This window comes from Acidiferrimicrobium sp. IK (genome assembly GCF_025499425.1).
Taxonomy (GTDB): domain Bacteria; phylum Actinomycetota; class Acidimicrobiia; order Acidimicrobiales; family Palsa-688; genus Acidiferrimicrobium.
Window position 1 is genome coordinate 260,176 of record NZ_JAIMCB010000005.1, and the last position, 21,253, is coordinate 281,428.

At 67.7% G+C, this 21,253-nt stretch carries 17 protein-coding genes; 1 reads left to right on the plus strand and 16 read right to left on the minus strand.

What is annotated here, in order from left to right; genetic code table 11:
• Positions 1 to 51 precede the first annotated feature (51 nt).
• The 16 genes from K6U06_RS10650 to K6U06_RS10730 form a co-directional block, all read right to left on the minus strand.
• A complete protein-coding gene (locus K6U06_RS10650) occupies positions 52 to 1,830 on the minus strand; it encodes a pilus assembly PilX N-terminal domain-containing protein (RefSeq protein ID WP_262321905.1) in 1,779 nt (592 codons plus the stop codon).
• Between the two features lie 61 nt (positions 1,831 to 1,891).
• A complete protein-coding gene (locus K6U06_RS10655) occupies positions 1,892 to 2,581 on the minus strand; it encodes a prepilin-type N-terminal cleavage/methylation domain-containing protein (RefSeq protein ID WP_262321906.1) in 690 nt (229 codons plus the stop codon).
• A gap of 4 nt (positions 2,582 to 2,585) precedes the next feature.
• Positions 2,586 to 4,082, minus strand: coding sequence for a prepilin-type N-terminal cleavage/methylation domain-containing protein (locus K6U06_RS10660; RefSeq protein WP_262321907.1), 1,497 nt, complete (start codon positions 4,080 to 4,082; stop codon positions 2,586 to 2,588).
• Between the two features lie 3 nt (positions 4,083 to 4,085).
• Positions 4,086 to 4,748, minus strand: coding sequence for a hypothetical protein (locus tag K6U06_RS10665; RefSeq protein WP_262321908.1), 663 nt, complete (start codon positions 4,746 to 4,748; stop codon positions 4,086 to 4,088).
• The gene (locus tag K6U06_RS10670) at positions 4,745 to 6,451 is read right to left on the minus strand and encodes a pilus assembly protein PilM (RefSeq protein WP_262321909.1); all 1,707 of its coding nucleotides are present in this window, start codon (positions 6,449 to 6,451) and stop codon (positions 4,745 to 4,747) included. Before K6U06_RS10670 ends, K6U06_RS10665 begins: the two co-directional genes overlap by 4 nt.
• A 188-nt stretch (positions 6,452 to 6,639) precedes the next feature.
• A complete protein-coding gene (locus K6U06_RS24525; protein WP_316044711.1) occupies positions 6,640 to 7,158 on the minus strand; it encodes a type II secretion system protein in 519 nt (172 codons plus the stop codon).
• A gap of 276 nt (positions 7,159 to 7,434) precedes the next feature.
• Positions 7,435 to 8,655, minus strand: a complete 1,221-nt coding sequence (locus K6U06_RS10680; protein ID WP_262321910.1) for a type II secretion system F family protein — start codon at positions 8,653 to 8,655, stop codon at positions 7,435 to 7,437.
• Positions 8,656 to 8,683: 28 nt separating this feature from the next.
• Positions 8,684 to 10,246, minus strand: coding sequence for a PilT/PilU family type 4a pilus ATPase (locus K6U06_RS10685; protein ID WP_316044712.1), 1,563 nt, complete (start codon positions 10,244 to 10,246; stop codon positions 8,684 to 8,686).
• A gap of 60 nt (positions 10,247 to 10,306) precedes the next feature.
• Positions 10,307 to 12,019, minus strand: coding sequence for a GspE/PulE family protein (locus K6U06_RS10695; RefSeq protein ID WP_262321911.1), 1,713 nt, complete (start codon positions 12,017 to 12,019; stop codon positions 10,307 to 10,309).
• Position 12,020: 1 nt separating this feature from the next.
• Positions 12,021 to 13,172 (minus strand): DUF4388 domain-containing protein, encoded by a 1,152-nt coding sequence (locus K6U06_RS10700; RefSeq protein WP_262321912.1) that lies wholly within the window; start codon positions 13,170 to 13,172, stop codon positions 12,021 to 12,023.
• Positions 13,173 to 13,258: 86 nt separating this feature from the next.
• Positions 13,259 to 14,104 carry a shikimate dehydrogenase gene (aroE, locus tag K6U06_RS10705; protein ID WP_262321913.1) on the minus strand — a complete coding sequence of 282 codons (846 nt, stop codon included), beginning with the start codon at positions 14,102 to 14,104 and terminating at the stop codon, positions 13,259 to 13,261.
• On the minus strand, positions 14,080 to 15,531 hold the full coding sequence (gene mltG / locus K6U06_RS10710) for an endolytic transglycosylase MltG (RefSeq protein WP_262321914.1): 1,452 nt from the start codon (positions 15,529 to 15,531) through the stop codon (positions 14,080 to 14,082). Before mltG ends, aroE begins: the two co-directional genes overlap by 25 nt.
• Positions 15,528 to 16,049 carry a Holliday junction resolvase RuvX gene (ruvX, locus tag K6U06_RS10715; protein WP_262321915.1) on the minus strand — a complete coding sequence of 174 codons (522 nt, stop codon included), beginning with the start codon at positions 16,047 to 16,049 and terminating at the stop codon, positions 15,528 to 15,530. The genes mltG and ruvX overlap by 4 nt, the downstream gene beginning before the upstream one ends.
• A gap of 12 nt (positions 16,050 to 16,061) precedes the next feature.
• Entirely contained in the window at positions 16,062 to 16,409 is a 348-nt protein-coding gene (locus K6U06_RS10720) for a hypothetical protein (RefSeq protein ID WP_262321916.1), read from the minus strand.
• Between the two features lie 2 nt (positions 16,410 to 16,411).
• Positions 16,412 to 16,804: a hypothetical protein gene (locus tag K6U06_RS10725; RefSeq protein WP_262321917.1), complete on the minus strand. Its 393-nt coding sequence runs from the start codon at positions 16,802 to 16,804 to the stop codon at positions 16,412 to 16,414.
• A gap of 57 nt (positions 16,805 to 16,861) precedes the next feature.
• A complete protein-coding gene (locus K6U06_RS10730; protein WP_262321918.1) occupies positions 16,862 to 19,426 on the minus strand; it encodes a putative bifunctional diguanylate cyclase/phosphodiesterase in 2,565 nt (854 codons plus the stop codon).
• A gap of 456 nt (positions 19,427 to 19,882) precedes the next feature.
• Between K6U06_RS10730 and K6U06_RS10735 the strand changes: the two genes are divergently transcribed.
• Positions 19,883 to 21,253 carry an MFS transporter gene (locus tag K6U06_RS10735; RefSeq protein WP_262321919.1) on the plus strand — a complete coding sequence of 457 codons (1,371 nt, stop codon included), beginning with the start codon at positions 19,883 to 19,885 and terminating at the stop codon, positions 21,251 to 21,253.

A 21,253-nucleotide genomic window follows, 5' to 3' on the forward strand; every position in this document is an offset into this window, starting at 1 on the left:
TCATCACCCCTCCTTCGACAGGCGCAGCTCGCGCCTTGAGCGCTTGCCTGCTCAGCAGTAGCTAGCCGACGGCACTGCAGTGGCGGAGCACTCGGCGAAGCTCAGGTTTGTCCAGTTCGGGGGGATCGACGAGGCGAAGTACGGAGGCTCGAGGAACCGCAGGCGGGGGTCGTAGTTGTAGTTCTTGAGGTATCCCGATACGGGCGTACCACCTGAGCTGGTCCCAACAGGACCGCGATACTGCTGAGCCAGGCTGCCGTTGATCGTGAGCTTGCCGTCGGCGCCTACACTCCAGCCCTGGGGATCGGGGTTTCCCCAGTTCGCCACGTAGACGCTGTCGAGCGCAACCAGCGCGGCGTCGATCGTGAGGTTGGGGTGGCAGGCGATTTGGCTGCAACTGAATCCACCGTAGGTGTTGCCGCCGTGCTGAATGACGATGTCCCGCCCGGCCCACAGGCCAATGATGTTGGTTCCAGTCAGGCTGTCAGTCAGGTCGCCTGCGATGGTTATGTTGGTCGCCGATCCGACGGTCACCCGACCGACGACCGACCCGCTGACGGTGACGTTGGCCTGGCAGTTCGTGGTCTGCGGGGGATTCGAACACCCCGTGCCCGATCCGTCGCTATCGTAGATCAGCCCGTTGGGTGGGAGCGGGATATTGCTCCCGCTGCAGGAGTAGTTGGCGCCGGCCTGCGTCAGGGCCACCGATCCGGACGGCACGGTGACCGACATCGTCGATCCGCCGAACACGACGGTCACCGGGCCCTGGTAGGCGCAGCCGCCTCCCTGGTTGGAGATCGCGAGGTCGTTGGGCATCTGGCCGTTGTTCGTAGGAAATGGCTCGTACGATCCGGAGGGCTCGCAGGTCGAAGCTGCCGGCTGCGACGGTGAGGAGCCACAGTCGGCGCTCGGGATCCCTTTGAACAGAGGCTGGCTCGTGGGGCACAAGTCGGACCACGCGCCCTGGCCGCCGTAGCTACTGACGCCTGGCTGGCTCAGGCTGGTGCTCTGGTCGTAGGCGGAGTCGGCACCCTGCGGGAACGACGGCGTACCGCACATGTGAAGCTCGTCATTGGAGTGCACGGGTCCGTTCAGCTGGTCGTCGTTTACGCTGCCGTTCCCGTAGAAGGAGATCAACTGGGAGGAGCAGTCTTGCAAGTATGGGTACCCCCCGTAGTCCGGTGACGGTGGGAGTGGAGGTCCGATGTAGGGCCCGTAGCCAGCAGGCACCGTGTAGGTCACCGTGTAGTTATGTTTTCCGAATGACTGGGTCTGCTGAATGGTGGCGGCCGGCCTGTAGGCCCAAGCCTGGAAGTTGCATTCAGCGGCTGGAACGCCGCTTAGCTGAGGGCTCGTCACCTCGTAATTCGTGAAGTAGAGGAAGTTGGTGAAGCCCGACAGCTTGAGCGTGACGTCGAGGGTGCGAACAACCTGCTGATGGGCACCCGCTGCGCCCGAAACGATCAGACGGACCAGCCCGGTCTGCGCGGTCGACAGCATCGTGCCCGCTGGCCCGGTGTTGGTGTTGTTGACGTCGTAACGGAACCACTCGGGCGCGGTGCCGACCGGCACGTTCTGCGGGACATTGGTCCAGCCGCTGAAGGCCGGGTTGCCTGGGTCTGGACGTTCGCCTGCCGCGTTGCTGTACGTGTAGTAAGTCGTGTTGTTGTCGAGTCGGTTGACGTAGTCCGCCACACCGGCATCCGCTGCTTGCAGCGCGGCCTGGTAATCCTGTTCATGGCGCGCCAACGGCAGCCCCTGAAGGTCCTCCGCAAAGATCGCAGTGGGGATCAGCGTGAGGACCATCATGATTAGCAGCGCGATGATCATGGCGATACCCGCGTCATCTCGCGAAATGCTCCGACGGATGTGCTGGAATCGAGGCCGGGCTTTAGTTCGCATAGTCGACGTTCCGAAGGTTTATGGTGGCGGTGATCGTGGTCGGTGGGGATACGATGGCAGAGGCCGACGCCAGGGCAGTGGTGGTGACGGTGAGTGTGACCGCTGCGAGTGGGTCGGCAGAAGGGACAGCGCAGGTCCACACCGCGCCGCTGAGCGTGGCGTATTGGAACAGCGCTGTCGACGGCTCGGCGGCCGAAGGACAGTTAGTGGCCGCGGCTGCGCCGGGGACGACCACTCCGGTGGCCAGCGTTGTGGTTACCGCGGCCCCGTAGCCGCCGCCGGCGACAGGCTGAGACAAGGTCTCCTGCAGCACGGTCTTCGCCCCGACTGTCGAGACATAGGCGTCGACGAGAGTCGGGCCTAGCGGGTTTCCCAGGCTGGAATACCACTTCATCTCGTTGGCTCCGGCGAGGAGCACAGGACTGGTCAGGCCGGCTGGGACGATGGCAGCCCGCAGCTGTCTGGTTAGAACATCGGCGGCCAGCTCCGCTTGGTTGGACGCGCTGTTGCGGTTGGAGACGGCGACCGACTCCCGCTGGGCAGCGGTGACGGCTTCGTAACCTATGGGTAGGACGACGCCCAGCAGCAGCAGGACGACGGTCATCTCGATGAGGCTGAACCCAGATTCATCAGCGGCACGACGCGCGCTGGGGTCGGGTCGCCGGACTCGAAGACGCATCAGTTCAACTCACCGTGACCGGTACTACCGAGGCGGACGGGAACGCGGCAATTCCGCCGGTGGGGTACTTGGTTCCGGGGCTTCCGTCGGAATTGGTGGCATAGGTGCCGTCCGGTTGAACCCAGACCGTCGCCGATCCGGTCAACGTCGTAGTGCCGACGGTCACCGAGACTGTGATCGCCAGGTGTCCGAGGCCTACTCCCGTGACCGTCGTCCCCGCCGCCGTGACCGGACTCAGACCGTAGGTGGGCGGGCCTTGGTACGGCGAGGGCTGCGCTCCACTAGGGCAGACGCCGCCCTGGGCGAGACCGCTCCCTCCGGCAACGGCAGTGACCGTACTCGACGTGGCATTGGTGACCGGCTGCCCCGACGAGTCGTTGATCGCGAGCGCGATGGGATAGAGCGGGACGCTGGCGCTCACGACGCCGTTACTCGTGACTGAAGCGGTGGATGCTGGTGCGTTCTGGTAGAAGCTCTGGCCGAGCGAGTTGACGCCGAGTGGGTCGGCGTCTGTGCAGGCTCCGGCGAAGACCCGGTAGGAGGGGTAGCTCGCGGCCGAGTTGGGGAATAGGGGGGAGATTGTCCCCGTTGTGGCGTTCGTGCGTTGGGTCGGGTAGAGGTAGCCGAGGGCCGTACCGATGGGCGTGTCAGCGACGGAGATAGGCATGCCCGACGCCGGGCACAGCGCGGTGGCTGGTGCACATGACAGGCCCGGGTCCGGGGAGAAGGACCAAGACACGGTTCCGCCCTGCTGGAACTGGAAGGTCAGCGGCTGCCCGACGGTCCCGGCAGACACCGCCTCTTGTTGGGATGGATTCTGGTTCTCAGTGGGATCGACCCCGCCGCTGCCCACCGAGACGGTCGCCTTGTACGTATCGGGGGGCAGCGATGCGAAAAAGGCACAGCCGTCTGCGCCGGTGGGTGCGCTGGTGTAGGCGTGTCCGGTGTGGAGGTCGGTTGCGGTGACTACGGCGCCCCCCTCCCCGATGCTGTCGGCCGTGAGCACCTGCACTGGCAGGGCGCCGTTCGCCGGGTTGGTGCTCCCGTTGGGAGGTGACAGCAGCGTCGTAGAGGCGACGACCGACGCCGTCCCCCATCTCGCGGCCACCGTCGCCTCTAGGAGGAGCGAGCTGTTGCCCGGGTTGTTACACACTGAGCCGTTCGTGCCGCGCACGACCCATTCGGTGCTCTCGGTGACCGTGTACAGAGTGCCGCCCACTCTCGTCGTCACCGGCGCCTGATTGACTTGGACGGGGACCGAGTTGAAACCGGCGACGGTGGCCGACTGCGCACGCAGATGCTCCATTGCGTTGGCCACGACGTTGCTCGCCACGATCCGCTTCTGGCTGTCGCTTGAAACGGCGACCGCCGAGACCATTTCCTGCGCGCTGAAGACCACGACGATCGTGAGGATCGCGAGGGCAACGAGGAGCTCGATGATCGTGAATCCGTCATCGCTCCGGTCGGCCTTCCCTCTCAAGAGCTCGGCGGCCGCGTGCATTGACTACTTCAACGACTTAGGAGCCGCAGGCAGCTGCGCTGCGGTCTCGAACATGGTTGCGCTCACCTGTGTGGTCATCACCGAGTTCCCGCCACTCGATGTCGTTGCGCTTGAGGGGGCCCCTGAAGTGGCCGCCGAGGAGGTCCCGGCGGACGCACCCAACGCCAGGCTGGTGACCTTGATTAGTCGGGGGGCCGATTGCAGTCGGGTCACGAAGTCGAGAAGCTGGTTGTAGGTGCCGGTGACCGACAGGGTCACGCTGAGCGTCCCGATCGATGACCCGCTCGCACCGCCCGCGGAAGAGGACCCGCTGCTGGCCGCGCCTGTGCTGGATGCTGGTGCCTGGCTTTGGCTCTCGGCCTGCCACGTCACACCACTCGCAGTGGCGATGGAAGAAACCTGATCGATCATGCCGGCGATATCCGACCCGGCGGGTGCTGCCGCGTCGAGCGCGGCGGCTTTGGCTGCCTCACCGGGCAGCAGCTTCTCCTTCCCGACCAGAGCGGCCCGCTGCATCGATGCCTGGAACTGGTTGTTGGTCGCCGTGACGAGCTGCTGGTCGGCCTTGGCGGCGCTGTGGGTCGCAGGCGCCCACAACAGCGAGTACCAAGCTGCGACCAGCACGACAACGACTAGGCCGAACACGCCGGCGAGCTTCCTGTTCACTTCAGCTTCTCCCAGGTGTAGCTGGTCTTGGGGGCCTTCGCCCCGACCGTCGCGTTGCAGGTGAACGTCGTCGTGGTCCCGTCGCTTGTCGAGCTGGCGACCCAGACATTCGTGAGGGCCGGTACGCCGGTCATGGCCCGAAGCCACGCCGCGACCGTCTCGACACCTCCCTGGGCTTTCACAGACATCGTGACTTGGGCCAGCCCGGTCGCCGTCGCGGAGGCAGCTGTGCTCGTGGTGCCGGTTGTCGATGTCGTCGGCGTGGCGGTGAGCTGGATGGTCCCGAGCACTGTGTTGGCCGGCATCGCCGCGGAGATCTGGCGAAGGAGCGTCGGCCAGTCGACCCCGGCGCCTACGGCTATCAGCGCCCGCTGCCGCGCGTCGACCGTAGCGAAGTATGACGTCACACGAGCGAGCGACGAGCTCGAGGCGTTCAGCGCAACGCTCTGCGCCTCGAGGGCATTCGCCTCGCTGCGCACGTGCGTGTAACCCTCGTACTTGTGGTACCAGAGGGCTCCGAGGCCACCAGCAAGGACCGCTACTGCAGCGACACCAGCGAGTAGGGCGTTGCGCCGGCGGCGCGCAAGGATGACCTCGCTCGGGAGCAGGGAGACCCGTGCGTCGACGGGTTGGGCCTGCCACATCGCGGCACCGACCGCGGCAAGGCTGACAGTCCGGGCCCGGACAAGGTCGTCAGGGGCGAGGACATCCTGAGCTATATCGATCCCTGCGAAGGCGTCAGCGAGCACCACGGGGACACCCACTCGGGCCTCGAGCATCTCAGTCAGGTGAGGGGTGAGGGCGCCCCCGCCGGCGACTAGCAGCCGCTCCAGCTGCCCGATCGCGCTCTGGCTTTGGAAGTAGTCGAGCGACTCGGCGATCTGCGCGACGAGAGGCTCGGCCTCATCGATCACGAGCGCCCCGGCTCGGGAGGCCGCTGATCCCTCGGCCCGGCTGGCGTAGCGCATCACCGCGGCGGCATCGTTTCGCGGAATGCCGAGGCGTTGACCGAGTCCGACGGTCAGGTGATTAGCGCCGATGGACAGTGTCCGACTCACCAGGCCGCCGGCCTTGGTTCGCAGCGTCACGGACGTGAGCTCGGCGCCGACGGTCACTAGGCAGAAGCGTTCCCCCGCAGTGCGAGCGGCGGCGCGCGCCGACGCCACGGGCGAAACGTCGAGAGCGACCGGATCTAGGTTCGCCTGGCGCAGCGCATCGAGGAGGCGCTGAACCGAGCTCCGCTCGGCCGCGGCGAGAAGGATACGCATCTGACGACCGCCGTCACCGTTGCCCTCTACCGGGCCGAGGATCTCGAAGTCGAGTACCGCCTCTGCCACCGGGATGGGAATGAGGTCCTGCACCTCAAAGTGCATGGCGGTGCGAAACTCAGCGGCGGACATGGCAGTCACCGCCGCTTCGCGAACGATCACCCGCTGACCGGCGACGGTGGCGACGACATCGCGTGAGGAGAATCCGGCCTGGGTCCACAGCCGCCGCAGCGCCTCCGCCACCCCGCCCGGGTCTCGAACTTCCCCCTCAACAACGAGGCCCGGCTCGATGCCGACCTGGCCGACAGCCTTAAGCTGTTGGCGGCCGGTCCCGCCGGAGAGCTCAACGGCGCGGATCGCCGAGGAGCCGATGTCCAGGCCGACCGCTCGACTACGCCGCAGGTGATGCTGCGTCAGATCCGCAATCTTCTCCACGTTGTCCTATCGGCAGCCGGCGGGTCCGCCTTTACAAGTGGCGGTACTCATGGTCACGCAGCCTCCAGTTGACGGACTCCAATCCCTCCGCCCTAACCAGGCTTCGACCTAAACGGCTCCCTGACGCGTCGAGGAGGGAGGCCTAAGGCCTCCCTCCTCACCAGTTGGGTTTGACTCTTTGCAGCGACCTACCAGGCGGTTGCCCACGCTCCCTTTGAGCTGGTTGCAGTCACCGTGGTGGTGGGAAGGGCCGTGTACGCCATCGGCGATGTGCCCTTGGCGATGGTTTCGTAGGAGACGACACCGTTGTTGTCATAGACGTAGTAGGCGTTCCCGTCAGCGCCCAGGGCGCCGACTACCACTGCGGACGACCCGGGAGTGCTGCTCGTGAGGTCCACGTCGACGCCGTTGCCTGTCGAGGCAGCGGTGCTGGAAGCCATGGCAGTCCACTTCAGCGCTGGCTCGAGGGCGCTGACGTCAGTTGCCGCGCCGTACACCTGTCCGTTGTTCGTGTAGTACGTCTGCTCCGCAGTGATGGCATTGCGGAGGTCGGACTGGGTGGCTCGGGCGTTAGCGCTGTTCTTGGCGCCGAGGAACGTCGGGATGGCGATGGCCATCAAGATGCCAATGATCAGAACGACGACCATGAGCTCGATGAGGGTGAAGCCCTCTTCACGCTCGGCCTTATCGGTGATGGACTTGAACATGTTGCCTTCCTTTGTGGGGTTCTGTTGTCAGTGGTGCGAGCCAGCGTGTTCGGCCTCTCGGCCTCGCCGGCTTCGCCGGCACTGAGTCCTCCAGGCTCCCTCAGCAACCGATTACTCTTCGGATGTTTTGGGGATCTGATGTCAAGAGCATCGCTCGCACTTATGGTGTCGTGCTGTAAGCGCCCGACCTTTAGGCCTTTTTCAGAGACCGGCACCGCTGACACGCCGGCCACCCGACCCAGCCTTGGGCCGGGGCGCACGTCGAGCCCGCGTGAGCTACTTGATGAGCTTGATGATGTTGAACATCGGCATGTACAGCGAGATCACCATCGTGCCCACGGCACCGCCCAGGACGACGATCATGATCGGCTCGAGAAGGGACGTGAGGGCGTCGACGGTCGCCGACACCTCCTGCTCGAAGAAGATGGCGATGCGCGCCAAGAGGTCGTCGAGCGCGCCGGTCTCCTCGCCGACAGACATCATCTGCACGACCATTGAAGGAAAGACGGGGTGATCCGGTAGCCGCTGAGTGAGCGATTCGCCTTGCTTGGCCCCCTCGGCGACCGCCTCCAAGCCGTTAGCGATAACCGTGTTGTTGACGGTCTCCTTGGTGATGTCCAGCGCGTCGAGGAGCGGAACGCCGGAGCGGAGGAGCGTGGAGAACGTGCCCGCGAACCGAGCCATGGCTGTCTTTTGGACCAGCTTGCCGAACACCGGGATCCTGAGCTTCGTCCGATCCCATGCTGCCCTGCCGGTGTCGGTCTTGAGCCAGCGACGCAGGAGGTATCCGCTGATCACCGCGCCAACGATCACGAACGGCAGGGATGTGGTCAGGACGTGCGAAACGCCGATGACGATCCGCGTTGGCAAGGGCAGGGTGCCGTTGAGGTCCTTGTACATCTTGGAGAAGATCGGGACGATGAACAGCAGCATCGCCGCCATGATGAGCATCACAAGGCACAGGACTGCCACCGGGTAGGCCATGGCGCTGCGGATCTTCCCACGCAGCTCGACCTGGCTCTCCAGCGTGTCGGCCAGCTTGAGGAGGGTCCGATCCAGCGAGCCGCTGGCCTCGCCGGCCTTGACCATGGCCACGAACAGGTTGGAGAAGTGTTTCGGGTGCTTGGCCAGCGCCTGGGAGAGGGAGAGCCCCTGCTCTACGTCGAGGCGGATCTCGTCGATGATCTTGCCGAAGTACTTGTTGTCTGCCTGCTCGGCGAGGATCGCGAGGCTGCGCAACAGCGTCAGCCCGGCGTCGATCATCGTCGCGAACTGCCGGCAGAAGACCGACAGGTCCTTCAGCTTCACCCGGTTCGACAGGCCGGGAATGGTGATCTCGGTCTTGAAGCTGACAGCTGCCTTCTGGTCGATGGCGATCGGCGTGTAGCCCATCGCCCGAAGCTTGTTGGCGACCAGCGCCGTGTTGTCGGCGTCGAGCGTTCCGGTGAGGACCTTGCCGTCGGAGTTGCGGACCTTGTAAGCGAACGTGGTTGCCACGACCGTCTCTTTCTCTAGATCCTCGGGGTCAGCGGCCGGAGCCGACGAGACGGTGGATGTCGGCCGGGTTGGCGCAGCGCTCCAGCGCCGCGCTCAGGCTGACCACACCGTCTCGGACCAGCTGGGCGAGTGACTGGTCCATGGTTTGCATCCCGTACTGGCCGCCGGCCTGCATGCTGCTGTAGATCTGGTGGACCTTGCCCTCCCGGATCAGGTTGCGGATGGCGGGGGTCACCACCAGCACCTCGGTGGCCACGGCCCGGCCTCCCCCACGAGCGACGGGGATCAGCTGCTGGGTGACCACGCCTTGCAGGGCCGAGGCCAGCTGCACCCGGATCTGCTGCTGCTGGTGGGACGGGAAAACGTCGATGACCCGGTCCACCGACTGCGGGGCGTCTTGAGTGTGGAGGGTGCCGAAGACCAGGTGGCCGGTCTCGGCCGCGGTCAGCGCGGTCGAGATGGTCTCCAGGTCGCGCATCTCGCCGACGAGGATGACGTCGGGGTCCTGGCGCAGGACGTGTTTGAGCGCTTCGGCGAAGGAGTGGGTGTCGACGCCGACCTCTCGCTGGTTGACGACCGACCGCTTGTGGTCGTGGAGGAACTCGATGGGGTCCTCGACGGTCATGATGTGCGACGGCGTGGAGGAGTTGATCATGTCGATGAGCGACGCCAGGGTGGTGGACTTTCCCGACCCGGTGGGACCGGTCACCAGCACCAGGCCGCGAGGGAGCTTGGCGAACTGCTCTACCGTCGCCGGGATGCCCAGCTCGGCGAGCGGGCGGATCTTGAACGGGATGGCCCGCAACACCGCGCCGACCGAGTCCTTCTGCTGGAACACGTTGAGCCGGAAGCGGCCCAAGCCAGGGACGGTGTGCGAAGTGTCAAGCTCGTGCTCGGCCTCGAAACGCTCCCGCTGTCGCTGCGCCAGGACTCCGTAGACCATCTCCCGCAGGTCGGAGCCGATCATCGGCTCGTGCCCCTCCAACGGGCGGATGGCGCCGTGGACCCGAACGCTCGGCGGGCGCCCTGCGCTCAGGTGGAGGTCCGACGCGTCCAAGGCCATCATCTCCGCCAGCAGGGAGTTCAGGTGAAGCCGGCCGCCGCTGATCTCGTCGCCCTCGTCGCTCTTCGGGGCCCCGCTCGACGCCGCCTCCGGTCCGGGACCGTACTCGACCTCGATAGCCCGGATCAGGTCCGCCGGCGACACCAGCGCCGGCAGAGCGTCCCATCCGGTGGCTTCCTTGACGGCGTTGAGGGCCTCTTGATCGTGGGGGTCGCCGATGGCGACGAGGAGCTTGTCATCGACGATGTCGATCACCACGACCCGGTGGGCCCTGGCGATCGGTTCGGGGAGGAGCCCCTGGACCATGGGCTGGATCGGCATCGTCACCGGATCCCAAAACCGGAAGCCGAGCTGGTGAGCCACCGCGCCGACCAGGTCACGCTCCGACACCAGCCGCTCGGCGATCACGATCTTGCTGAACGGTACGCCCGTTGAGCTTTCCCGGGACAGCGCAGCCTCCAGCTGGCTGCGGGAGATCACCTTGTGCTCGACGAGGTATTCACCGAGTTGGCGCGACGCTGAGGCCATGTCTAGTACTCGGCATCCTGGCGCCGCCGGCTGAGGACTATTTTGCTGAGACGGCGCCGGTCAGGCGGTGACGCGCAGGATCTCCTCGATGGAAGTCCGGCCCCGCAGCGCTTCTTGCAGCCCGGCTTGGCGCAGGGTCAGCATCCCCTGCGCTGCCGCGGCCTTGCGGATGTCGTCGGAGTGGCTGCGCTCGACGATCATCCGCTCGACGATCTCGGTCACCTCGAGCACCTCGTGGATGGCGAAACGGCCGTGGTAGCCGGTCTGGCCGCACGCCCCGCACCCGACGGCTCGGCGCAGCACCAGCGTGTCATCGAGGCCGCCGAGGCGTTCGTAGTCCCAGCCGACCGCTTCCAGCTCGGCGCGGTCGGGCACGTAGCGCTCTGCGCACTTCTCGCAGACCCGCCGGGCCAGGCGCTGGGCGACGATGCAGTCGATGGCGCTGCCGACGAGGAAGGGTTCGACGCCCATCTCGATGAGGCGGCTCGGGGTGCTCGCCGCGTCGTTGGTGTGGAGGGTGGAGAGCACGAGGTGACCGGTAAGGGCGGCTTCGATGGCGATGACCGCGGTCTCCTTGTCCCGGATCTCCCCCACCAGCACGATGTCGGGGTCGGAGCGAAGGATCGAGCGCAGCGCGGCGGCGAAGCTCAGGCCGGCTTTGATGTTGACCTGGACCTGGTTGATGCCGTGGAGCTGGTATTCGACGGGATCCTCGACGGTGATGACGTTTTTGGACTCGTCGTTGAGGATGTTCAAGGTGGAATACAGCGTCGTCGACTTGCCCGAACCGGTGGGTCCGGTGACCAAGATGGTGCCGTAGGGCTTGCGGTAGGACCGCTCGTAGCGCTCCATGTTCTCGGGGAGAAAGCCGAGGTCGGAGAGGCGCAGCAGCGCTGTCGACTTGTCCAGGATCCGCATGACGATCTTCTCGCCCCACACCGTCGGCAGGGTCGCGACCCGCAGGTCGATCGACCGGCCGTCGATGACGGTGGTGATCCGCCCGTCTTGGGGGACCCGCCGTTCGGCGATGTTGAGGTCGGCCATGACCTTGAGCCGGCTGATGATGCCGTTTTGGATGCTCTTGGGGGGCATCATCACCTGGTGGAGGACGCCGTCGATTCGGTAGCGGATCCGCAGGTCGCGCTCCCCCGGCTCGATGTGGATGTCCGACGCCCGGTCGGCGGCCGCCTGGGTGATGATCATGTTGACCAGCTTGACGATCGGCGCGTCCTCGACCACCTCGCGGATCGAGGTCAGGCCGCTGTCGGTCTCGTAGCTGCTCGCCGCCTCCATCGAGACGCTCTCCGCCTCGTTGTCGAAGCGGTGGTAGCGCGCCAGTGCGTCGTTGATGCCGCTGGCGACGGTGACTACCGGTTTGATCGACGCGCCGGTGAGGGTGCGGATGTCGTCGATGGCGACGACGTTGGACGGGTCGGCCATCGCGACGAGCAGCTGACCGTTGTCCCAACCGATCGGGATCGCCATGTACCGGCGGGCGACCGCGTCGGAGATCAGCCGGGTGGCGGCCGCGTCGACTGGGTACTCGGAGAGGTCGACGAAAGCCATACCCAGGTGGGTGGCGAGCGTGGCGACCAGGTCGGCCTCGCTGATCAGACGGTCCTCGATCAGCACCCGGCTGAGCGGGACACCCCGCTGGTCGGCGGCGGCCAAGGCGGCGTCGCGCTGGCCGGCGCTCAGGCGCCCGCTGCTGACCAGCAGGGCTCCGATCTGCTCGTCTTGCTGTGAGTGCCCGCTGGTTGCAGGCGCGGTCATCTCACGCCTTCGCGGAGGAGAAGAAGCGCTTGCGAGCCGCTCGCTCCGGGGGACGGGTCCGCTCCGCGACCGGCGGGTCGCTCACGGCGTCGGCGTGCCGGGGCCGCTCGTTGCGCCACCCTGACTCTTCGTTGCGGGCCTGGGCGAGCAGGGACGCCAGTTCCGCAGCCGGCCATGGGCCGCGGTCAGCCAGCGCCGGTTCGGCGTCGGCCAGCGCCGGTTCGGCGTCGGCCAGCGCCGGTTCGGTGTCCGCCACCGCTACGGCCACGGGGGTCGCCGGGGCTGCCACGGCAGGCGCCGCGGGGGCGGGTGCTTCCGGGAAGCGCAAACCGGCGTCGGCGTCGGATCCGGGCAGGATCTCAGGCGCGGGCCACGTCTCGCTCACGAACGCCCCGAACAGGCTGCGGCTGTGATGGGTGACGCTGCTTGGCTCGGGCACCTCGCCCGAGGGGGTGTCCCAGACTCCTGCGGTGACCGCGTCTGGGACGGCGTGGTCGAAGGGCGTAGCGGTCGGGCCCCACAAGTCTTGCGGCGCCGGGGCGAGCTCGCCGGCGACGACAGCGCTTTCGTCAGCGGCGGAGCCGCCGAGGGCGTCCGGCTGCTCGACCGCAGGCCAGTCTTGGCCGGCGGGGGGCGCCACCCGCACCACGCCGCTGTCGATGAGCCGTTTCACCGTGCGGTAGACCGACAGCGGGTCGGCCCCGTGCCGGGCGACCACAGCGTCCATGTCGCGCCCGTCACCGACGGCCCTTACGACCGCCCACCCATCGTGATCGATGACGAGCGGCTGGGCGACTGGCACCGCGGCGAGGGAGAGCATCCAGGCTCCGGAAGGCACGATGGAGGCCATCTCGGCTCGGGCGGCCCGGCGCTGCATCGCCTCCTCCACCGCCGGGGCCGACGGCATCAGTTGCCCGTCGCGGTGGTGGGAATCGGGTTCGAACCGGAAGCGGACGCCGTTCGTGCTGAGGAGCCGATCGAGGACATCGACGAGGGAGGTGCCGGGGATGTCCAGCAGGCAGTCGCCTTGTACCGCCAGCTCGACGGAGTAGGCCGGCGCGTCGAGGTGGAGCACTCCCCGCGAGGAGGTGGCCGCCAGAAGCGACATGATGTCGGCGAGAGCGAATTCGTCCAGCGATCCGGCGAGCGACATGCCAGGGCCTCCTCCATGCGTGCTTCGGTAGATATCGGCCGGACAGGAGGCACCCTTGAGCACCAGCTACGGGCGTCGCCTGTTTGTCACGAATTGTCGACGGCGCTGCGCATGGCATCGATCGGGGCCGGCTGCCCGGTCCACACCGCGATCTGCCTGGCTGCTTGGTGGATAAGCATCCCCAGGCCGTTGGCGGCCGCCGCGCCCTGGGCGCGGGCTGCGACCATCAGCGGCGTGGTGCGCGGGTTGTAGATCAAGTCGACGACGAGCTGGCCGCTGCCGAGGCGCGCCGGATCGAGGTCGAACGGCAGGTCCGGACGGCCAGGCATTCCCGCCGGCGTGGCGTTGACGACGATGTCGGCGTCGGCGATGGCCTCGACTGCGACCACCGCCCCGGCGCCGCCCGCCAGCGCCGCGCAGCTGGCGGCCGCGTCGGGTCGCCGGCCGACGACCCCCACCGACGCCGCGCCGGCATGGCCGAGCGCGTGGCTGACGGCCCGGGCCGCGCCGCCGGTGCCCAGCACCAGGCAGCGTCGACCGGGCGGCTCCCAGCTGCGTTCTTCGCGCAGCGCGTCTATGAAGCCGGCTCCGTCGGTGCTGTCACCGACGAGATCGTCGCCGTGGCGGCTGACGGTGTTGACCGCGCCCAGCCGACGGGCCGTATCCGACAGTCGGTCCAACGCCGGCAGCACGGCCGCTTTGTGGGGCATGGTGACCGACATGCCGGCCAGCCCGAGGGTCCGCATGGCCTCCACAGCCGCGGCGCCCCGGCCAGCGGGGACCGGCAGCGCCACGTACACCCAGTCCACCCCCATCGCCCGGTAGGCGGCGTTGTGGATGGTCGGCGAGAGGGAGTGGCGGACCGGGTCGCCGATGACTGCGGCCAGGTGGGTGCTGGCGCTCGGCGCTAGCAGAGGTTGGCCGCCCGGCACTGCGCCTCCAGGTGGGCGAACCCAGTGTCGGTCGACGCGAAGCTCAGCTTTCCGTCGGGGTTGGTCTCCACGAAGTACAGGTAGTTGGTGGCCGGCGGCGCCGCGGCGGCGGTCAGGGAGGGCACGCCGGGGTTGGCGATCGGGGTGGGAGGCAGCCCCCGGTTGAGGCGGGTGTTGTACGGGTTGGGCTGGTTGTAGTTGATCGAGTTCACCGAGATCGCCGGGTTGGACTGGCGCAGGGCATAGACCAGGGTCGAGTCGGCGCCGAGGGGCTTGCCGATCCGCAGCCGGTTGTAGATGGCGCTGGCCACCGGGCCTCGGTCGACGTCGAGCTTGGCTTCCCGCTCGACGATGGACGCCACGGTGATGACCTGGTAGGGCGTCATCTTCAAGGTGGCCGCCGCCTGGGTCAGGTTGAGGCTGGTAGCTTCCTGGTCGAAGCGGTCGACCAGGGACTGGAGCACGTCTGTCTCGCTCATCCCCTGCTTGATTTCGTAAGTCGCGGGGAACACCAGTCCTTCGAGGTTGTTGACGCCGGAGGGCTCATACGGCGAGCGGACCTGCCCGCTGCTGGCCGCGGCGAGGAACTTCGGCGCGGACAAGCCGAGTTTGGGCAGCGAGGCGATGCGGGCGGCGATCTGCTGCATGGTGAAACCCTCGGGGATCACCAGCCGCTCGACCACGAGCGGAGGCCCGGCGCTCAGCGCGGCGATGGCCTGGTCGTACTTCTCGTTGACCGCCAGCGAGTAGGTACCGGGAAGCAAGGGACCCGCACCCTTCAGCTTCACGTAGTACCTAAACAGGCTCGACCCGTGGATCACCCCCGCCTTGGCCAAGATCGAGCCGATCTCCGCCGACGATGCCCCAGCGGGGATGGTCACGCTGACCAGCTTGCCGGGATGCCCGCTCGGGCTGATCTCTCCCTCGAAGTGGAAGAACAACCCGACGACGACGAGAACGAACACCGCGAACAAGGCGGCCACCACGGTGAGCACCGGGTGACGGCGCCGGGATGGACGGCGCCGGGCGTGCCCGGCCCGCCCCCCGGGCCCACCTCGATAGCCGTCCCGGCCGTCGTGGAGATCGCCGTCGTAGACCCAACGGCCGTACTCATCGACGTGACCGCCGTGCTCGGAGTAGTCCTCCTCCTCCAGGTAGTCGGCGTCCTCCGGGTAGCCCTCCTCGTCGGCCCAGCTGTTGGCGTGGTCGTCCTCTGGGTAGTGCTCGTCGGAGCGGTAGTGCTCGCCCGGCGCGTAGTGCTCTCCGGCCCCCCCGCCGTCCTCGTAGGGGTCGTGGTGGTAGGGCTCCGAGCGGGTCCCAGCCAGATGGGCGTAACTGCCCTCCCCTGCGAGAGCTCCGCCCGACCCGTAGGCCCGGTCGTCCTCCCACCCTGCGGGCGGCCGGCGGCCGCCGTAACCGTCGGTCATCCCCCCTCCCGGTGCTGCTCGAGCCACGTTTGGAGCAGCCCGGCAGCGGCCTGCTGGTCGATCACGCTTCGCTGCTGATGGGACCGCCGGCCTGCGGCGCGCATCCCGGCGGACGCTTGCACGGTGGTCAAGCGCTCGTCGACGGTGTCCACCGGCACGTCGAGCGTTGCTCGGAGCTGCTCGACCTCGGCTGTAGCAGCGCGAGCCGCGGGTCCCGCGGCGCCTGACAGCGACAGCGGGACGCCGACGATCACCCCTACCGCCTCGTACTCGTCGACCAGGTCGGCGACCGTCCGGTGGTCCGATGCAGGGTCCCGGCGGGCGATCGCGGTGACTCCCGTCGCCAAGCGACGCTGCGAGTCGGATACGGCGACGCCGATCCGGCGGCTGCCCAGGTCGAGGCCGAGGAGCCGGCCGGTGGCCGCGAGGGGTCGGGCGGCACGCTCGACGGATCCGGTCACCGGGTCCCCCGGGGCGCCGGCCGACGGGCACGCCGGGCTGGGCGCAACGTCAGGCATGACCGCTAGAGGCTAGCGCCGTCGGGCCCGCGGATCGCGCCGAGCCGGAAGGCCGCCCCGCCTCGACCGGGGAGCGGGCAGCGGTCGGGCCACCGCGTCTCGGACGTCGGTACCCCTCTGGGAGGCCCCGGGGTCGATCCGGGCCCGCAGCTCGGCCTCACGTTCGGCCATCGCGCTGCGCCCCTCGGCGACCGCTTCTTGCACCTCTTGGCCCAGCCATCGAGCCCGGTCGGCAACCCGCGCGCTCACCTCCGGCGGGAGGTAACGCTGCGCGGTGCGGCGGACCTTCAGCTGGGCGTAGATGGAGCCGCCGGCACCGAGGACCGCTCCGATACCGACCCACCGGACCCGCTTGAACATCCCTAGCGGCCTCTCGCTCGGAGGGCCCGCTTACGGCCGCGGAGCCGCTGCGAGGCCCGGCTGGTCCCCCGAGAGAACGCCAGCACCTTGATCAGCGGGCTGGCCAGGGAGGTGTACGCCACTCGGGACGCCGCCCCTACGACCTCGGTGAGCTGCTCGGCTGACCCGATCAGGTCATCAACTCGCTCCAGCTCGGCGCTGGCCTGGGCGAGGGTGCCGTCGACGGAGCGCATCACTTCGCGCACGTCGGCCTCAAGAGTGTCGGCCGCCGCCCGGAGCCGCCGGGCGGCCGAGAGGCATGAGCGCAAAGCAGCCAGGAGCGCCACCACTATGAGGGTGGCCACGACGCTGACGGCTATAGCGACGTCCGCCGACTGTCCAGCTGCCGCGGTCACGACCTCGAGCGCACAAGCGGGGTGCCCATGCCCGAAACCCTAACCCGCGCGCCGGGTTCAGACCTCTACTTGGTCGCCTTCCGCGGGGTTGACCTCGAAGGGACGGCGGGCGGTCCGCTTGGCGTAGGTCCGCAGCCAAGGGAGGGTCTTCGACGACGGCATCGGACGGGAGATCAGGTACCCCTGGCCGGCGTGACATCCCATGGCGCTCAGCGACTTCCATGTCTCGGCGTCCTCGATGCCCTCTGCTGTGACCGAGTGCCCCATCGAGATCCCGAGGCTGATGGTGCTCGACACGATGGCCCAGTTGTCCGGTGACTCCATCATCGTCGACACGAACGAACGGTCGACCTTGAGCTCATCGACGGGCATTTGGAGCAGCCGGCTGAGCGAGGAGTAGCCGGTGCCGAAGTCGTCGACGGCGATGCAGACCCCGAGCGCCGAGACTTCGCGCAGGATCGTCGCGGCGCGCACCGCGTCGGCCATCACCGAGGATTCGGTGACTTCTAGGGTCAGCCGCTGCGGTGTGGCGCCTGTCTCGACGAGCAGGTCCTGCAGCCGTTGGGCGAGCGTGCTGTCGAGAAGCGAGCGAGCCGAGACGTTGACCGCGACGCTGACGTCGAAGCCAGCCCTCGCCCAGTCGACCTGCCGGCACAGCGACTCGCGGAGCACCCACCACGTGACCGAGTCGATCAGCCCAGACTGCTCGGCCACCGGAACGAACTCCTCGGGGGGGACCAGACCGAACACCGGGTGGCGCCACCTGAGGAGCGCCTCGAAACCGAGGACGTCGCCGGTCGCCATGTCGACCTTGGGCTGGTAGTCGAGCGACAGGTCCCCGGCTTGGACTGCGGTCTGCAGCTCCGACCCGAGCAGCAGCCGGCGGGTGGAGTTGCCGTCTCCGGCCTGGTCGTACACCGCGATGCGCTCCACCGAAACCTTGGCGGCGTACATGGCGACGTCCGCCCCCTTGAGCAGCGAGGCCGTGTCCTCCCCGTGGTCGGGCCCGAACGCGACGCCGATGCTGGTCCTCACCGCCAGCGTGAGGTCGTCCACCCTCATCGGCTCGCACACCGCGTCGAAGACCCGGTGGGCCAGGTCCCGAAGCCGGGCGACGTTCTCGATCACCGGGACCAGGATGGCGAACTCGTCGCCGCCCAGGCGGGTCGGCACCCCGATGGCGCCGACAGTCGTGCGCAACCGCTCGGCCACCTCCTGCAAGACGGTGTCGCCGATGTGGTGCCCCAAGGTGTCGTTGACGTCTTTGAAGCCATCCAGGTCGAGCAGCAGCACGCCGACCAGGGCCATGCTTGGGCGCGCAGCGAGCGCCGCCGCGGTCCGCCGGGCGAAAAGGGCCCGGTTGCCCAGCTGGGTCAGCGAGTCGTGGAGAGCTTCGTGCTCGCGGATCATCACCTGTTGGCGCAGCTCGTCGAGCAGCCGGGTGCTCCGCAGGGCCAGGGCGCTCTGGGCAGCCAGGGTCTCGGCAAAGCGAAGATCGGCTCGCCCGAAGGTATCGGGACCATCGTGATCGGCCACCACCAGGTAGCGCCGCTCGGGTCCATCGGTCGGGAGGCGGGTCACTATCGCGTCATTCAACCCCTGCTCTGCCAGCGCCCGCCCGGCGTCGCCGCTGGCACGCCTGGGGAGAAGCAGCACGTCCTGGCCGGGACCCAACTCCGCGACCACCGGCGGCAACCGGTCGGCCTCGGTGAGCGCCACTACCCCGTCTCGTCGCAGCTGGTAGCTGCGCACCACTCCCAGGTCGGAGATCGTCAATTGCGCGTACTCACACGACAGAGCGTTGAGCAGGCCGGAGAGCAATGACGAGAGGACGTCACCCTCGTCGGAAAGACCAGAGACTCCTTGGGTGAACTGATAGAGCTTCTCCAGGTTGGCGAAGCGGCCGGCCAGGCGGGTGTGGTAGCGAAAGCCGAGGGTGATCCCTGCTGGTATGAGTGCCAAGGGAGCGAGGGCCCAGGTGTTTGACCACACTGCGTCGACCGCGACGATTGACAGGACGATGTTGACCGCCGGCGTCACGATGAGCGGCAGCACGAACGCCGATAGCTGGTCGAAGGTGAAGACGCCCTGCAGGCTGAGCACACCAATGATGCCGGCCGTGGTCGCCACGTCGAAGACCAGCGACGCTACCACCAGGGCCAGCCAGCCTCTCCCGCTCGCCGGGGTGGCGTGGCCGAGCACCGCGTCGAAGGCAAAGGCAGCCAGACCTGTGGCCAGCGTCGTGTTCCACGTGTTGAACATCGCCTTGAGCGGGGCGTGCCTCTTGAGCACTGTGCACAGCAACATCGCGCTTGCCGCAACGGCGAGTAGGTCGATCCGGCTGAGAAACACGATCCCTAGGACGACCACGCAGTTGGCGGGCGACACCGAGATGCCGTGCTGCCTGACAGGAATGACCCACTGCGCTAGCAGCGAGGCGACCAGCAACACGCCGACCACGATGACGGGCAGGCGGCCGGACCAGGTGGTTGGTGTGCGAAGGGCCAGACGCCAACCTACGAGGACCGATCCTGCCAGCAGCCCGGCGACGAGCAGCCAGGATGCCACCGCGTGCCGACTGATCCGGCGCCTGGCTGAGACGGCCTGGTCAGTCGTGGTCATGGACCTGCCTCGTGAACATCGCGCCTACCGGTCAGCGCCGCCCGGTCAAATCGGGAGGCGTATTTATTCCTTATCGGTCTGATTGACCACTGTCAGGAGCCAAAACTTGCGGGCTTTTCCGAACTTCGCTACTTTACGTGGCGCATCTGTGACCCAGCGATGGCACCGCCTGGTGCGGGACCGTTCGATCGGCACAGAAGTGTGCGGGACCCGCCACACGCGAATGTGACGGGTCCCTGCCCTCTCCACGCACAGGTGATGAACGAAGGGAGGTTTCCCACGATGCGCAAGAACATGTGGTCCTGATCTCTACGCACCGCGCCCGCCGATGTGGCTGAACCCGCATAGCCGGGCGCAAGTGCAATATCGGCAGCTTCCGGCGGCGACCTGAGAGATTTTTGCTGGTCGCCGCCGGATGCGTCGTCTCCTGCCGGCTTTGTCACTCGAAAGGGCATCGTGACTCTTCGGCTGTCACGACACCACCTCGGCGCCCGCTACCGGGGTCTGTGGGTGGCCACGGGCGCGTCGTCCCTCGGCGACGGGCTGGTCTTCATCGGTTTCCCTCTCCTTGCGCTGTCCCTCACCCACGACCCCCTGCTGATCGCCGGGGTCACCGTTGCCGGGCAGCTACCCGCCTTCTTGATCGGTCCCATCGCCGGCGCCGTCGTCGACCGGACCAACCGCCGCCGCCTCGCTCTCATCGTCGAGGTCGGGCGCCTGCTGATCTTCGCGGCGTTCGCGGGGGCCGTCGCCAGTGGTCACGACTCGCTCCCCCTGATCTACCTCACCCTGGGCGCGCTCGGCTGCGGCGACATCGTGTTCAAGGCCTGCACCGTGGCCGCGCTACCAGCGATCGTCGCGTCCGATCAGCTCGAGGCGGCCAACGGCGGCCTGGGAGCGGTCGACCTGACGAGCCGCGAGCTGGCCGGCCAAGGGCTGGGTGGCCTGGTATTCGAGTTGGCCCGGCCGCTTCCGTTCTTGGTCGACGCCCTGTCGTTCGCGGTGTCAGCGGTGCTTCTCCGGCGCTGCCTGCCGAGTTCCCAGCCCGCCCGACGCGCCTCTTCCATGCGCCAGGACATCGCCGAGGGGTTCTGGTGGTTCATCGGACATCGCGAGCTTCGGTCTCTGGCGCTGGTCATCGGTACGTTCGCCTTCGCCCAGAGCGCGGTTCTCGGGGTGTTGGTCCTTTACGCCACGGGCGCGCTGCACACCAGCCGGGCGGGCTACGGGGTGCTCCTGGCGGTCGGATCCGTCGGCGCCATCGGCGGCTCGCTGATCGCCCGCCGCTGCGCCGGTCTGCTCGGCCCCAGGGGGTCGATCGTGGCCTCTGGGGTGGTGGCCGGCCTGGCCTACCTGCTGTTGGCTGGGGACGTCTCGGTGGTCGCCGCTGGCGTCGCCGTCGCAGCAGAGTCCGCCAGCGTGTCGGTCGGCAACGTCGCCAGCATGTCGCTGCGTCAACGCCTCATACCGGACGTCATGATGGGCCGGGTAGCCATCACGTTCCGTATGGTGCTGATCGGATCCAGCGTGCTCGGGGCGCTCGCCGGAGGGCTGGGGACCACCACCCTCGGGCTACGACCGGCGTTCGCTTTGGCCGGCGCGGTACAACTCGCCGTCCTCGGCGTCGCGGCGCTGGGACAGCTCAGGCAGCCGAAGGCCGAAAAGCCGGTTCCGCTCCACCGCAAAGGCAGGGTGCAGCGCCCCTACCAGCCGCTGGAAGGCCGCCCTGCGCAGGCCGCACCCCCGCTGGTAGTCCTCCCCGACGTCGAGGCCCTCATCCAGCCGTCACGCAGCACCGCCCCGATCAGCGACCCAGCCGCCGGCTAG